Here is a 15272-nt window from a genome sequence, read left to right on the forward strand (position 1 = left end):
AGCGGCCCGCGCGTTATTGGGCCGCTGCCTGCGACGCACCGTGCTTGTGTCCGCCGTGATGGCCGGCAGCACCCAACGCCGCGCCGGCGCCGCGCGTGCCCGACGCGCCTTTCGGCTTGTCGGCCGGAATCGAGATCTTCGAGCCTTCGCGCAGGCGGTCGGAGCCGTCGGTCACCACGCGCTCGCCGAGCGCGACGCCGCTGACGATGCTCGTGCGTTCGCCGTCGACCGGGCCGATCGTGACCTTGCGCACGGTTACCGTGTTGTCGGGTTTCACGACGTAGACGAACTGGCCGATCGAACCCGTCAGCACCGCGGACGTCGGCACGATCGTCGCGTTGCGCAGCACGTCGACGAGCAGCCGCGTGTTCACGAACTGATTCGGGAACAGCATGCCTTCCTTGTTATCGAAGTTCGCGCGCAGCTTGACCGTGCCGGTGCTCGTGTCGATCTGGTTGTCGAGCGTGGCGAGCGACCCGGTCTCGAGCGGCACCGTGTTGTTGCGGTTGTAGGCGGTGACCGACAGTTTCTGGCCCGCGTTCACCTGCTTGAGGATCTGCGGCAGGTTGTCTTCCGACGTCGTGAAGATCACGCTCATCGGCTGCAGCTGCGTGATCACGACGATGCCGTTGGTGTCGCCCGGCGTCACGTAGTTGCCCGGGTCGACCTGGCGCAGGCCGACGCGGCCCGATACCGGCGCCGTGATGCGCGCATACGTGAGGTTCAGCTTCGCGGAATCGATCGCGGCCTGGTCGGTCTTCACCGCGCCTTCGTACTGCTTGACGAGCGACGCCTGCGTATCGACGGTTTGCGACGCGATCGAATCCTGCGACAGCAGCGTCTGGTAGCGCTTCAGGTCGAGGCGCGCCGTCGCGAGCAGCGCCGAGTCGCGTGCGAACGTGCCTTCGGCGTTCTCGAGCGCCACCTGGTACGGGCGCGGGTCGACCTGCGCGAGCACGTCGCCCTTCTTGACGATCTGGCCTTCCTGGAACGACACCGACTGCAGGTAGCCCGACAGTTGCGTCTTGACCGTCACGTTCGCGAGCGGCGTGACGGTGCCGAGCGCGGACAGCACGATCGGCATCTCGCCTTGCGTCGCGGTCGCGACCTGCACGGGCTGCGGAACGTTCGCCATTGCAGCGGGGCCGCCGCGGCCGCGATGGCCGCCTGCGCCGCCGCCGGCGCTTGCGCCCGCGGTTTGTGCCGCGCTGCCGGCCGCCGGCGTGCGGTTCCACGGATGCCACCACAGCAGGCCGCCGATGACGACGACCGCGAGCGTTCCGATCATCAGCATGCGGCGCGGGCGTCGCGCGGCGGGGGACGCAGGGTCTTTCGAAGGGGGCGTGGGCTTTTGTTCGTTATCCATCGTGATCTGTCAGGAAGACGGCGCGGCGTGCCGGAAATCGGACTGCTGGGCTGCGCGTGGGCGAGCGGGTGACGGGACGGGGCGGCCCGGCTCGGTCCGGGGCCCCCGTCGACCCGCGCGGGGAAAAGAGCGGTGCGCGCCGAGAGTGCGGCGCGACGATGGGCATGATCCTACGTCCCGTCCCCGTTACAGTCCAGTCGTCTATCTTTCAACGGGTTACGGTCGTTACAGAACGCGACGGAACGGTGACGGAACGATTACACGCCGACGCGCCGGGCCGGCGCGCCGCCGATCTCGCGGGTGATTTTCGCGATGCACTCCTGCAGCGCGGGCACGACATGTTCCTGCAGCCATTCGGGCGGACACTGGTGCGACGCGCCGCCGCAATTCACCGAATAGCGCTGGCCCGACGGGCCGACGAAACCGGCCGCGACGGCATTCAGGCCTTCGCGCCATTCGCCGATCGCGATCGCGTGGCCGTCGCGCATCGCGTCGTCGAGCGCGGGGGTCAGGCGCGCCGACACGTGCGGCCAGTCGTCGCCCGCCGTGGTGCGCAGCGACTCGAGCAGCAGGCGGCGCTCGTCGTCCTCGAGCGCGGCGAGATACGCGCGGCCGACCGCCGTGCGCGCGATGTCCATCCGCGAGCCGATTTCGAGGCGCGTGACGAGCACGGCCGAGCGCGGCCGGATCACGTCGATCGCGACCATGTCGAGCCGGTCGCGCACCGCGAGGTGCACGGACAGCGACGTGCGTTCGGCCAGCTCGATCATGAACGGCCGCGAGCGCGCGCGGATGTCGAAGTTGCGCAGGAAGCCGTGGCTCAGCTCGAGCACCGACGCGGTGAGCACGAAGCGCTCGCTGTCGGGCAACTGGAACAGGAAGCCGGCGCTGACGAGCGTCGCGGTGATGCGCGAGACGGTCGGCTTCGGGATGCCGGTCAATTCGGTCAGTTCGCGGTTGCTGACGGGGGCGTCGGCAGCCGCGATGCGGCGCAGCACGGCGAGGCCGCGGGCGAGGGCGGTGATCTCGTCGGGCGACGATTCACGGTCCCGCGACGCGGGAGAGGTTACAGTTGTCGACACGAGGGATTCTCTCTAATTCCGAAACTCGATTTCAATTTTGTTGGTATTGTAGGACTATTGTCAAAGGATGCATGTTCCGCGGGCGAACCGGTCATTGGATGAAATTTTACGGGTTCACCCTTGGTTTATTAGGAAAACGCTCAAATGAGCGTTGCCAGAAAGTGCATGAACCGGTGCAAATACCGCTTGACTTGTCGGGCGGAAACGGAAAGAATGTCTCACGTTTTCGAAACATCGTTTCAAGAGTTTAACCGGCAACGATGTTTCGCGCAGTCTCTCAGGTTCTAGCACGGCCCTCGGAATGGCTAGAACTTTTTAGCGCCACGGTCTCCGTGGCGCTTTTTTTTGCCCGTTATCGGCGCACAACAAAGTCTGCAGCAACGAGGAAGAGCGAATTCAGAGACATCAAAGTATGCAGCATTGGGGAAAAGCATTGTTTGGTGCACCATTTTGAGAGCGATTGGCTATGGTAATTTGTATTTCGATAGCCTGGCGCTGGGTGAAACTGCACTGAGTTGCCCCGGCGTCGCTCGATGCGGTAGGGTAGACGGCGCCTTCATTGACGAGGTCGGCTCATGAACTCATTAATGCTGTCGCAGCCGATACTGGTCTGAGCAAGATGGCCGCTAGCGAGACGATCCAGGCTGTACTGGACGTGATCATATGTGTTGTTAGCGACGGCGGCAGCGTGCAACTCGTCGGATTTGGCTTGTTCGCGCAAGGGCAACGTGCAGCACGGACCAGTAGAAATCCGACGACGGGTGCTGAGATAGCAATCGCTGCAGCGACGATGGTGAAGCTCAGTGCCGGCAAGGCGTTCAAAGATGCCGTGAACGCGTCTTGAGTAGTGACTCCGATTGTCGGCAAGCCTACCGATTGGAGCATGCAGACGTCTACACGGTTGCGGTCGGTCGGCGATCAGATCGTGCCGTCGCGTCGGATCGCAGGGCTATGTTAGCCTTCATTTCGGGACATTCTCCCCCGGCCACGAATCGCAAGCCAAACACCTGGCTGTGCAGTCCAAGCGGGACCGCCGGCAGGCGGGCGCTTCGGGCTTAGAGCGCGCCGTGCTGGTGCAACGCCTCGACCACCTTCAAGAGAAGGAATCCGAACGTCAGCAATGGATTGACGGTGGTCCTGAGCGAGGTTTATGCCAACGCTGACGGAACTGCGGAAAATGACGCCGTCATAGTTGTTTTCTTGATGAACTCACCCAGGTGTTGATTGGGGGATGTATATATATCTACGTTAGTATGTCTAAGCGCTACCTGCTCGCTCCCGTGGCCAAAACCGCTATCATGTATACAGAGATTCCAACTAGAGGAGAAACGGATGGCTACTTACAAAGAGCTGAAAGCTCAAATGGACGCCTTGGCAGAGAAAACGGAAGCGGCGCGGCGCGAGGAAATCCAAGCCATCGTCGATGACATCCGCGTCAAAGTTGCGGAGTACGGCCTTACCGAGAAGGACATCTTCCGCGGACGCTTGGCAAAACAGGCAAAAGCATCGGTGGAAGCGAAGTATCGTGATCCGAAGACCGGCGCGACCTGGTCGGGCCGCGGCCGCGCGCCGGCGTGGATCAAGGACGCTAAGAACCGAAATCGATTCCTGATTCAGGAATAAATCTCCCCATCTACGACTTGGCTGACCGTGGGAAACATCGCTCTGTGCTCGGCTAGGTGCCCATCACATGATGGGTGATTTTGACGAAGCCTAGAGTGCCTTGGAGCAGAACTTTGCCCATGTCAGGCATCAAGCCCACGGCTCTGTCAGCTTCCGCTTTCATTCCATGCCTGCACTCTTGAGCCGTGATTCGAGGCTTTTGGTGTGCTGGCGACTTCGCGCAACGTCGCTTCCAAATCAGGGCGTGAGAAGTCAATCTCCAAGCCATTCTCATACGCCCAACTGCCGAGCGCCTTTGAAACGAATTCGCTGTCATTGTTGTCGGCCTTGATATAGCAAGGAAGTGAGCGGTATTGGGCAAGTCGGGGCAGCGCTGCGACAAAATGCTCGCCCCGCAGCGAACCGTCGACTTCGATCTCCAGACATTCCCACGTGTAGTTATCCACGATCGTGAGCGTGCGTAGCGGTTGGCCGCTGAACAGCGCATCTGCCACAAAGTCCATGCGCCATACTTCATTGATGGCACTGACAGACTGCTTCGGCTGCCTGAGTCTTGCCGACTTGTTGCGTCGCGGTCGTTTGTGACGCAATGAAAGCCCGAGTTCGCGACACCCGCGTTCGACGCATTTATGGCTGTCCCACTAGCCTTCCCGGCGAAGCATCACGTACGCGTGGCGCACCGTAACGCACCCGCATTTCTGTGATCTCCTTGATGCGCATCTCCAGTGCGCTTTGATCCCGCGCGAGCGACTCGTAATGGTAGACCGTGAGGGACAGCCGCAACAACGCACAAGTCTTCCGCTGGCTTGCGCCGAAACGCAGCATCAAGTCCGTGACCAGTTCACGGCGCCGAGAAGGCTTCGGAGCTTTTTGACAGAACGTCCTGCAGCATGGGCTTGTTCAGCGACAGATCGGCTACGAGCCGCTTGAGCTTCGCGTTCTCTTCCGCAAGTTGCTTCAGCCGGCGCAACTCCGACGGTGACAGCCCACCGTACTTCGGCCGCCAATTAAAACGTCGCGTCGCTGATCCCTATTTTGCGGCGGATCTCCGCGACAGGCGTGCCCAGCTCGGCCTGCTTCAACGCATATGCGATCTGCTCTTCGCTTTGTGGGGACAGCTCGGGGGGCTGGATGTGCGTGTTGTCTCGAGCGCCGCTCGGATATTGTATTCGCGAGCTCGGTGCTGCGCGCAATCTACTGTTGTTCGAGTTCCGGACGATACTGCATGTCGGCGAGTGATTGACGATTATCTCAGGCGAGCTTACCGAAGTCGTTCGGCTGATCCGTGTCCGAATCGATGTCGGACCAGCACCACGAAACTCATGTCGTAATGCAAAAAAGCCGAAATTGGGGTCGGAGATACAGAAAGACGTAAAGAGGCCTACCTCAAATTTCACAATATGGACTTCGAAGGAAGTGGTTAGAACCTATTCGAGCTGATAGAAATGCCAGCTTCCCGGGGATCGCAAAAAAAGAAATAAATAATTTCCCTGGGCGAAATAATGAACCTGCGACCACTTAGCTTTCGCACGACTGCGTGTCTCAACTCCCAGTATTTGAATATTTTTAAAATTCAGATTCGATATGAGCGGATGCGAGATATCTGATACTGACAAAAATACTAGGTTCACGCTTTATGGAAAACTGGGAAGAAATGCCAGACTTCGGTAGGTGAATTAATTATGACGAAACCGTCTTGATTCTATCGGATGTCCTATACTGGTTCTCAAGGCTTACATTCTTGAACACTAACTGCTCGATAAAAGAGGGTTCGATCTCGCATGTCGGAGTTAATGACATTCAAGAGGCTGCTCTGGTGGTGGAAGCGGCATCGACTGAAGTCGTTTATTGGGATTTGTGCTCTAGTAATCGCTCATTTATTTGAGGCAGGTATCTCGGGAGTGCTTAGGGAGGGTGTTGATCGCTTGGCACATGGGCGTATCGATATAAAAGGCATCGTTCTGATATTAACGCTATTATCGATTGCAAAGTATGCTTGCTTAAGCTTTGGTCGTCGCGTCAACGCGAGGATATCCGTTGAGATGGCACGGGATTTGAGAGCGGACATGTATGCACATTTGCAAAATCTAGACTTCTTTTTCTATGAAAAGCATAAGATAGGGGATCTGATTGCGCGTTCTACCGGTGATATTGAATCAATTAAAACATTCTTTCGATACTCATCCAATCAGTTCACAAGTCTGGTGGCCGTGACAATCATTGCGCCGATATTCATGGCTAATCTCTCAGTTCGACTAGCCGTTTGCATCTTTCCAATGTTTGTCGTCACTGTCGTCGGAGTTTGGTGGCTTACAAGGATGATTCGAGAGCAAACGGCGAGCGTTAAGATTGCAACGGGCGATTTGAGTGAATCCGTGCTTCAAAACCTTAGAGGAATTAGGACGATTCAGGCGCACTGCCAAGAAGAAAGGGAGGTGGCATACTTTGCTAAGCAGTCTCAGGCTTACGCGGGCATGAATGTCGAGCTAAATAGGTTGCAATCACATCTCAATAATTTCACATTTGTAATTGCAGCGTTGATGGGCTTGATCGTCGCTATGGTCGGTGGCAGTGAAGTGCTCTTGGGGCGAATGAGCGTTGGAACCTTAAGCGCATTTATTTTCTATTTGACTATGATCATGGGAGTTTATGGTCGCTGCAGCACCCCGGTGTTTGCCTATTTGAGCGCTGCGGCGGCTGCGGTTCGAATTTTTCATGTGCTTGACCAGAAACCTCGGTTGACAGATCAAGGGCGTGATGGCTTAACTGGGGATGTGAAAGGACACTTATTGCTACGTGACGTTTCATTTAAGTATTCAGAAAGTGAAAAATCGCGTTATGTGCTTGACAAGGTGTCTTTAGAGGTTTCTGCGGGCGAGTTTGTGGTCATTGTCGGACGCGTAGGGGCGGGAAAGACAGCGCTGCTTAGGTCGTTGACGAGACTGAACGAACCGCAACTAGGATGTATAGAGCTTGATGGTCAGGCCATTACAGAATATTCACTCCGCGATCTAAGAAATGCAGTTGTACTTGTCGCACAGGACAGTCATGTGTTCGCTGCAACTTTACGTGAAAATATTGCGTACCATGATCCGGATCGAAATGATGATGACGTGTGGCAGGCAGCCAGAATTTCAGACCTGGAGGCTACTATCCTCAATATGGACGCGGGCCTTTCAACATTGGTTGGTGAGCGTGGCGTTACGCTTTCAGGAGGGCAGAGGCAACGTGCTGTTCTAGCTCGAGGTGTGATCCGAAAGTCTCCTGTTTTACTTCTAGACGATACATTTTCCGCGCTTGATGCAAAAACAGAATCTACTGTGTTGTCAGCCCTTAAAGCAGCGAGGCATTCCCTCACCACAGTAATTGTTTCGCATCGACCGTCTGCAGCACAGTATGCCGATCGGGTGATACTGATGGATCACGGACGTATCGTTGGCTGCGCAAGTCACGAGGATCTTCTAACCACCAGTCAGCTCTATCGGAGCCTGTGTGGTTTGGAAAACCCACCACGGGATGGCGTCGTTAGATCGGAGTTGCAAGTTGGGTAGCGGCGGGGATTTCACGCCGGTTTGGCGTATCCGGCATTGGTTCTATCCATACAGGTTTCAGATCGGGTTGGCATTGCTCGCGCTTGTATTATCGTCCGCTTGCGCGGTGATACAGCCGATTTTGCTAGCGTATGTTGTCATCGATAATGTATTAATGAATCATGAGATATCCAAAATCAGTATAAATTTATGGTTACTCGATATTTGCCGTTGGATATCTATAAATTTATCGATTTCGATGCTGGCCGCGGCAGGCGTATCCATGATGTTGCTAATGTTGGTGTTTGTTGTCTCCGCGCATTTCTATCGAACGCAATTGATGACCGCGGCGCTCAACGGATTATGTGATCTTCGGTGTGATCTTTTTGAGCATCTGGAAAAGCTGCCGGCGGCATTTTTCGATCGAAATGAGATTGGTACGATTGCAACACACATAAATCAGGATATCGAGCTTTTGGCGCAACTCGTTTTTGGTGTAAGCAGTGTCGCCGGAGCCATAGTTCCACTATTTCTGGCGATCAGCGTGATATGGTCTTTAGATATTTCGTTGGCGGCGGAACTAACGCCATTTGTGGTGCTGGTCGTTGGCTTGACGGCGGGATTTCTTGGAATTATCGGACCTTTATACAAAAGAATTCTTCAGATCGCTACACTGCAAAGCGGACATTTGTATGAAAATCTCTCCGCTATCGAGACAGTACAGTTAAACAATCGACAGGAGTTTGATTATCGGCGGTTCACCACCTCTCTCGCTTCAAGAAGTTTGCTGGAAGAGAAGGCATTTAAGGTAGAAACGACGTATTTCTCATTTTTGGACAGTTTGTGGGGAGTTGCCCTCGCGGTAATATTGTGGAGCGGTGGGCACAAAGTCTTTGCGCTTCAATTGTCGCTCGGTTCATTAATATTATTCCTGCAGTATAGTGAGATGCTATTTCGGCCTTTGGTTGAATTGGGGCTTCAAGTCAACGGGTTGCTGCGCGCGCGTGTTTCGTGTGAGCGAATTTTTAAATTGCTTGATTGGGATGAGGCTTTAAAAGTTCCGGATAGTCCAGTGGCTCTCGGAAAAATCGTACCTGGCAAGATAGAGTGTAAAGGATTGGAGTTTTGCTATAGTCCTGGGATTTTGGCGCTTGCGGGCGTGAGTCTGGCGATAGAGAGCAAGCAGCATGTTGCCATAATCGGCCCTACCGGATCAGGGAAAACAACATTATCGCGGCTTATTTGCAGATTTTATGATATTCCAGAAGGTATGATATTTATAGACGGTGTAGATATCATGCGTATTTCCCCGGGTGAGCTTCGGCAGCATATAGGTGTGATTTTTCAAGATTTCCATATTTTTCCAGGAACTATTTTAGAAAATATTGCACTTGGTAATTCCCGAATTGATCTTGATACTGCGATGAGGGCTGCAGAAGCTGTACAGGCCAGGCGATTTATCGAAGCGCTACCGCGAGGGTTCCACACGTTTATCGACGACAAGGCATCCGGTTTATCTCAGGGTGAAAAACAGCTCCTCGCGTTCGCTCGTGTTGTAGCTCATAACCCAGATGTTTTGATCTTGGATGAGGCGACATCGAACATAGATTCTGAGACTGAGGCTGCGATTCAAATCGGTCTGAGAAGCGTGATGCAAGACCGGACTACCATAACCATTGCTCATCGCCTGCATACCATTCGGGATTCAGATCAGATCTTCGTAATGAATGAAGGTCGATTGGTTGAGCAAGGTACGCACCATCAACTTCTTCTTAGAGGAGGGATGTATGCAACCCTATATGCGCAGCAGACTGTCAATGGTGAACTGTTATAAAGTGAGCGATCAATCAGCCAACCATTCGTTTTAAGCGAATCAGCAATATATTTCAAAGATTTCCTTTAAGCCAACTTCATTCTGAAGGCGGTGATGTTGGTGAGGTAGTAAAAATAAATTGCACATACACTCTACTGTTGAGTGCGTATATTTTTTGAATTGAAAATTTTCGCCACACATTAATTTTTTTCAATTCAGCTTTTTGTTGCCGCGCCGCCGGTTTCGCTGATCGGAGTCGATATGAATATGTGGGAAATGCTCGTTCGAGCCGCTGACCTCAATTTAGGGGCCGAGTTGAGATTCATTGAGCGTGACTCGACCGAAGAAGTGTTTGGTTATCGAGAGTTAATTTATCGCGCGCAACGCACTTTGGCATTCCTTCAGGGAAATGGGGTCGGTGTTGGAGATCATTTGATCCTGCAGATTCAATCGGAGCATAGGCAGCTTGAGATATTTTGGGCATGTGTATTAGGCGGTATTATTCCGGTGCTTGTTCCAAAAGCAGTTGCGCTGAGGGAAAAATCGGAGGGGCGTCAACGGCTGGCGGGTATTCTCGAATTGTTTGCAAGTTCATTTGTGGTGGTGGATGACACCCTGCAGAATTTGGAAGCAAATAGTGTCGTAATTAAAGGTAATTTAAAATCTAGTCACCTGATCGTTGACGATCCGAATGGAGGCAATCCCCGAAGTGCTGCTTTCTACGTCGCAAATTTGGATGATCTTGCATATCTGCAATTTTCGTCCGGTTCAACAGGAAAGCCTAAGGGAGTTCGCATTACGCATCGAAATGTTCTCTCGAATATACGAGACATCGTCGAAGCGGCCGATCTTAAGCCGGATGACGTGACACTCAATTGGATGCCATATTTCCACGATATGGGGTTGATCGGATTTCATTTGGTGCCCACTTTTCTCGGGATAAATCAAATTAATATCCGATCGATAGATTTTGTGGCTGATCCTAATTTTTGGCTGCATCTAATTTCGACGCATAGGGCGAGCCTTGTTGGCTGCCCAAATTTTGGCTTGCAGCATGTAATTGAGCGGGTGTCGGTTAGTGATATCAAGAAGTTCGATCTTTCTTGTGTGCGTCGGTTGTTCAATGGAGCGGAGCCAATATCTGCCCTGTGATGAGACGTTTCTTGGGTCTAGTCGAGCATGCGGGATTTAAAAGGTCATCGATGCTACCGGTTTACGGACTGGCTGAGGCTTGTCTTGGGGTAACGTTCAGTCCGGTTAATGAAGAGCCTTTAATTCATTGTATCGACCGAGAAATTCTCGTTAATCAAGGGGTCGCGAAGGCGACTCCGCCTGAAGCAGACGTTATCGAATATGTCGATCTCGGCAGCCCACTGCCTTCTGTTCAAATTAGGATAGTTAATGAGACTGGCGAGGAAGTTGGGGAGTGCAAGATAGGCGAGGTACAAATTCGAGGCGATAATGTGACTTCCGGTTATGAAGCTAGATCAGACGATAGCTGGGAGGAATTACTCTTCGCATCAGGCGGTTGGTTGAGAACCGGGGATATTGGTTTTTTGAAGAATCGACGACTTGTGGTTGCCGGGCGATTGAAAGACATTATCTTTGTCAACGGTAGGAACGTCATGGCAGCCGATTTGGAGCGCATGCTATGCGAGAAATTTGATTTGTCGGAACTGTCTGTCGCTGCTTGCGGGACAACAGATCATAATACCGGAAGCGATCGGGTATCAATATTTGTCGTCACCCGTCAAAAAGGAGATTTTTGGGCAACGCTCCACAATATTGGATCTGCGGCCGAGGAATATCTTAAATATCCAGTCGATGCTGTGATTCCGATTAATCGACTACCACTCACATCGAGTGGGAAGGTGCAGCGACATAAGCTGAGAATGCAACTGGAAGGCGACCTATTTGTATCGTTGCGACGCGCCTATTTGGAATATAAGCCTAAGACGCTTTCTCCGTTTGGTTGTATTCCTCTTGAAGGGGAAATGGAGCAGGTATTGGGTAGGATATGGTGTGAGGTTCTAGGGGTTGAGTCGATTGGGCGTCAAGATAATTTTTTTGAACTTGGTGGTCATTCTCTGTCGGCTATGCAAGTTCTGGCACGAATTGAGCTCGAATTAAAGCGGAAGGTAGCATTCCAAGACGTATTCAAAAGTCCGATCTTTAGAGAGTTTGCAAGGCTAGTGGGGTGCGCGCCAATTTACGAAAACACTATTATCACCCTGGCGGATCGAAAGAACCAACTAGGTTTGTCGCATGCGCAGCGCCGGGTGTGGTTTTTGGACCAACTCGAACACACACGGTCAGCATATATTATCCCGGTAGTTTTGAAAATTGGGCAATCCGTAGATCAAACTTTGCTTCAGAAGACGCTGGATACGATCGTAGCTCGCCATGAAATTTTGCGAACGGCGATCGTTGTGGTTTCAGGTAAACCAGTGCAGGTCATCGCGGATCAGGCACATTTTCCCTTGTCTTTCGTTAATCTAAGTGGTTTGCCAAACGAGATGCGCGACACTGAGATTCAACGATTTTTCAATGAAGAACGGGATACCCCATTTGATTTGGAGCGTGGACCGCTAGTCCGCGGTCGGCTACTTCGGACATCGGAAGATAATAGTCTCGTGTTAATTACACTGCATCACATCATCGCGGACGGATGGTCAGTGGGAGTGTTAGTACGAGAGATCGAGGTGCTTTACACCGCCTTTCAACTTGATCAGCCGAATCCTCTTCCTGCATTAGAAGTTCAGTATGCAGATTATTCTGCATGGCAGCTTGAGCAAGCGACACGCGATCAAATACGAATCTCAGCTGAATATTGGCGAAGAGAGCTGATCGGAGCTCCGGAGTTGACCGATATTCCAACGGACTATCCACGACCCGCTATTTCAAATTTCGATGGTGGCCATAGAAGTATTGTGCTTCCAACATCCCTAGTTGAGAGACTTAGGAGCTTGGCAGGCGAAAAAGGGATAACGCTGTTTTCCGTGTTGTTAACCGCATTAAAGGTATTGCTCTGTCGTTGGTCCAACGAATCAGACATTACGATAGGAACTGTTTTGTCAGGGCGGGACCATTTGGTGACTGAGTCACTAATTGGATGCTTCGTGAATTTCGTTCCACTGCGTAGTAAAAATATTGATAATGGAAATGTTGATCAATTGCTGGAATCAGTTGCGTCTAAAATTCTAGAGGCACATGAGAATCAACGATGTCCTTTCGATGAAATAGTTCGCTATACGAATGTTGCGAGAAGCGCTGCTCACAATCCTATCTTCAATGTGGCTCTATTGCTGCAGGAAGATTATATTGAAACTGTCGCTCGTCGTTCTCGGAGTCGAGAAAGGGAAGTAGAAAAGACAAGTTTTGTAGTAGAAGATGTGGTCGAGATTAAATCGAAAGCCGCGTTGCTTGATCTGAGATTCGTGGCGGAAAACAGGCCTGACGCATTCTCGGTGTGTTGCGAGTATCGCGAAGATATATTTAATGTGGGTACGATCGCGGAGTTGCTCGATTCGTATCGAGCTTGTCTCGAGTGGATTTTAGAAAGTCGTCATCTTACTGTCAGTGAATTTAGTATTCCTAATGGACTGGGTAATAAGAGTGAAGTGCGAGATGGGAAGATCGATTTGATATTAAATGTTGCATCGAGTTTCGTTGCGGATTCTATTGATGAATCGCTTCGATTTTGGGTGGCGAAATTGAAAAAGAAGGCAAGGATTAAGTATGCTTCATATGGCCAAGTATTTCAGGAGATTCTTAATCCGAGTGGTGCTTTTTCGAAAAATTCACGTGGACTAAATGTGGTGCTATTTCGTTTTGAGGATTGGCTCCAGTGTGACATTTTAGAAAATGATGAGGCTGCTCGTCGCGATTCGATCGAGAGGAAAATTGAGATTATTACGGGTGAATTATGTGACTCCGTCAAGAATTATGTCGCAATTAATACGGCTCCTTTAATTATTTTGTCTTGCCCCAGTTCGAGGCAAGGAGCCGAAATGCAAGTTGATACCTATTTCATCCGTCGTGCAGAGCAAGAGTTGTCGGCGTGTATAGCCGAATTTGATGAGGTGTGTTTTGTTGATTCCTCGACAATGGTGCAGCGACATTTGGTGAATCAGTGGTGTGATTTCCATGCTGATGAAATCGCGCATGTTCCTTATACGAGAGAGGGATTTGCGGCAATCTCAAGTGAGATTGCCCGGCAGGCATATTCACTGGTGTCGGAGCCATACAAAGTCTTGGTATTTGATTGTGATGAAACTCTATGGCGTGGAGTATGTGGAGAAGACGCGCCGGAAAATTTGATCCTCGATCCTGGAAGGCGAGCACTTCATGAACTCGCAGTGAAACTGCATAAGGCAGGCGTATTGCTTTGTGTGTGTAGTAAAAACAATGAGCAGGACGTGTGGGAAGTATTTGAGCGGAGAAGCGATTTTCTACTGAAGCGGTCTCATTTTGCTGGTGCGAGGATTAATTGGTCATCTAAATCGGAAAATTTGGTTTCGCTTGCGAATGAACTTGGCCTGAGTTTGGATAGTTTTGTATTCGTTGATGATAATCCACTGGAGTGTGCGGAGGTCGAGGCGAATTGCCCCCAAGTTCTGGTTCTGCAAATGCCAAGTGACGAGACAAAGATTGAGGAATATTTTCAGAACGTATGGGCGTTCGATCGAAGAATGAGCACGTCGGAGGCAAGACTTCGCACGAGCTACTACCAGAGCAACAAAGATCGCGACGCTGCGCTTTTAAATTCCGGAGGATTTGATAAGTTTCTGGAAAGTCTGGAACTCGAAGTTTCGGTGCAACCGATACGAGATGAACAAATACGACGCGTCGCTGAATTGATTGCCCGGACAAATCAATTCAACGCATCTACGATAAGGCGTAACGCTCTAGAAGTTAGAAAGTTAGTCCGCGAAGAGCGGGTCTCCTGCGATGTGGTCCACGTGCGGGACCGATTTGGCGACTATGGTCTCACTGGCGTGGTTATTCATTCAGTGAAAAATAATTCGCTTGAGATAGAAACTTTGCTGCTAAGTTGTCGTGTGCTGGGGCGTGGAGTTGAGCATCAGTTGTTTAATTATCTGGCAAAAGTGGCTGTGGAAAATAAATGTGATCAGATATTAATTCCATACGTTCGTTCGGCGAAAAATCAACCGATTCTGGAATTTTTGAGCGCACTTTCGGAAGATCATTCACACTTGGATGATTTAAGTCACACATATTGTGTTTCTCTGTCGAAGGCGGCTGATGCTAGATTCAAATCTGACCATGGATTTAAAATTCAGAGCGGACAGCGGAAGGAGCTAATTTCCTCTGCTTCGGATGGGTTGGGGCGCGAAATGGTGATGCTATTACGCGACATCGCGTTGGGCCTATACAGTCCAGCAAACGTCATTGAGATTATAGATAAGGGCGGTGCTAGGCGGGCATCCTGCTTTGACGATTATGTTGCGCCTGCAACCGCGACGGAGGAGAAACTCGCGGCTATCTGGCAGCGTGTTCTTCGTATCGATCTGGTGGGTCGTCAGCAAGATTTTTTTGAATTAGGTGGAGACTCTTTATTGGCCGTTCAGGTTATCAGCCAGATTCGTCGAGAATTTGCGGTTGAAATTGATCTTTCGATAATTTTTCTTTCGCCTACGATTCGGGAGCTTGCGGATGCTGTGATGACGGAATTGATTGCATCGTATGAAGATAATCGCGTTGAAAGTATTATGGCCGAGATTGATGTCCTTTCGGTGGATGAGATTGAGGCTATTTTGGCTCAGGAACGTTACTGACCAGCGCGGGTATTCATGGGACTGAATGCTTCGATCAGACATGGTGAGCGGGAAGGCTAA

At 51.6% G+C, this 15272-nt stretch carries 8 protein-coding genes and 1 pseudogene; 6 read left to right on the plus strand and 3 right to left on the minus strand.

Annotated elements, in window-relative coordinates; all coding sequences use genetic code 11:
- Positions 1-13: 13 nt before the first annotated feature.
- Complete coding sequence (locus VXM69_RS25250; protein ID WP_367189399.1) at positions 14-1366, minus strand: MdtA/MuxA family multidrug efflux RND transporter periplasmic adaptor subunit; 1353 nt, start codon at positions 1364-1366, stop codon at positions 14-16.
- Between the two features lie 257 nt (positions 1367-1623).
- Positions 1624-2448 carry an IclR family transcriptional regulator gene (locus VXM69_RS25255; protein WP_034186565.1) on the minus strand — a complete coding sequence of 275 codons (825 nt, stop codon included), beginning with the start codon at positions 2446-2448 and terminating at the stop codon, positions 1624-1626.
- 559 nt (positions 2449-3007) lie between these two features.
- On the opposite strand from VXM69_RS25255, the gene VXM69_RS25260 reads away from it, so the two are divergent.
- Both VXM69_RS25260 and VXM69_RS25265 read left to right on the plus strand, forming a co-directional pair.
- Entirely contained in the window at positions 3008-3292 is a 285-nt protein-coding gene (locus tag VXM69_RS25260; protein WP_321967544.1) for an HU family DNA-binding protein, read from the plus strand.
- Positions 3293-3780: 488 nt separating this feature from the next.
- Positions 3781-4071, plus strand: a complete 291-nt coding sequence (locus tag VXM69_RS25265; RefSeq protein ID WP_321967543.1) for an H-NS histone family protein — start codon at positions 3781-3783, stop codon at positions 4069-4071.
- Between the two features lie 239 nt (positions 4072-4310).
- Here VXM69_RS25265 and VXM69_RS25270 read toward each other — a convergent pair.
- A pseudogene (locus tag VXM69_RS25270) lies at positions 4311-5189 on the minus strand (transposase); the annotation flags it as partial.
- Positions 5190-5864: 675 nt separating this feature from the next.
- Here VXM69_RS25270 and VXM69_RS25275 point away from each other — a divergent pair.
- The 4 genes from VXM69_RS25275 to VXM69_RS25290 all read left to right on the plus strand — a co-directional run bounded on the left by VXM69_RS25275 (position 5865) and on the right by VXM69_RS25290 (position 15212).
- A complete protein-coding gene (locus tag VXM69_RS25275) occupies positions 5865-7622 on the plus strand; it encodes an ABC transporter ATP-binding protein (protein WP_321967542.1) in 1758 nt (585 codons plus the stop codon).
- Positions 7588-9435, plus strand: coding sequence for an ABC transporter ATP-binding protein (locus VXM69_RS25280; RefSeq protein ID WP_367190207.1), 1848 nt, complete (start codon positions 7588-7590; stop codon positions 9433-9435). The genes VXM69_RS25275 and VXM69_RS25280 overlap by 35 nt, the downstream gene beginning before the upstream one ends.
- 240 nt (positions 9436-9675) lie before the next feature.
- Positions 9676-10566: an AMP-binding protein gene (locus VXM69_RS25285; RefSeq protein WP_367189401.1), complete on the plus strand. Its 891-nt coding sequence runs from the start codon at positions 9676-9678 to the stop codon at positions 10564-10566.
- Between the two features lie 11 nt (positions 10567-10577).
- On the plus strand, positions 10578-15212 hold the full coding sequence (locus tag VXM69_RS25290; RefSeq protein ID WP_367189403.1) for an HAD-IIIC family phosphatase: 4635 nt from the start codon (positions 10578-10580) through the stop codon (positions 15210-15212).
- The last annotated feature ends 60 nt before the right edge of the window (positions 15213-15272 follow it).

This window comes from Burkholderia sp. Ed8, assembly GCF_040761425.1.
Classification (GTDB): domain Bacteria; phylum Pseudomonadota; class Gammaproteobacteria; order Burkholderiales; family Burkholderiaceae; genus Burkholderia; species Burkholderia seminalis.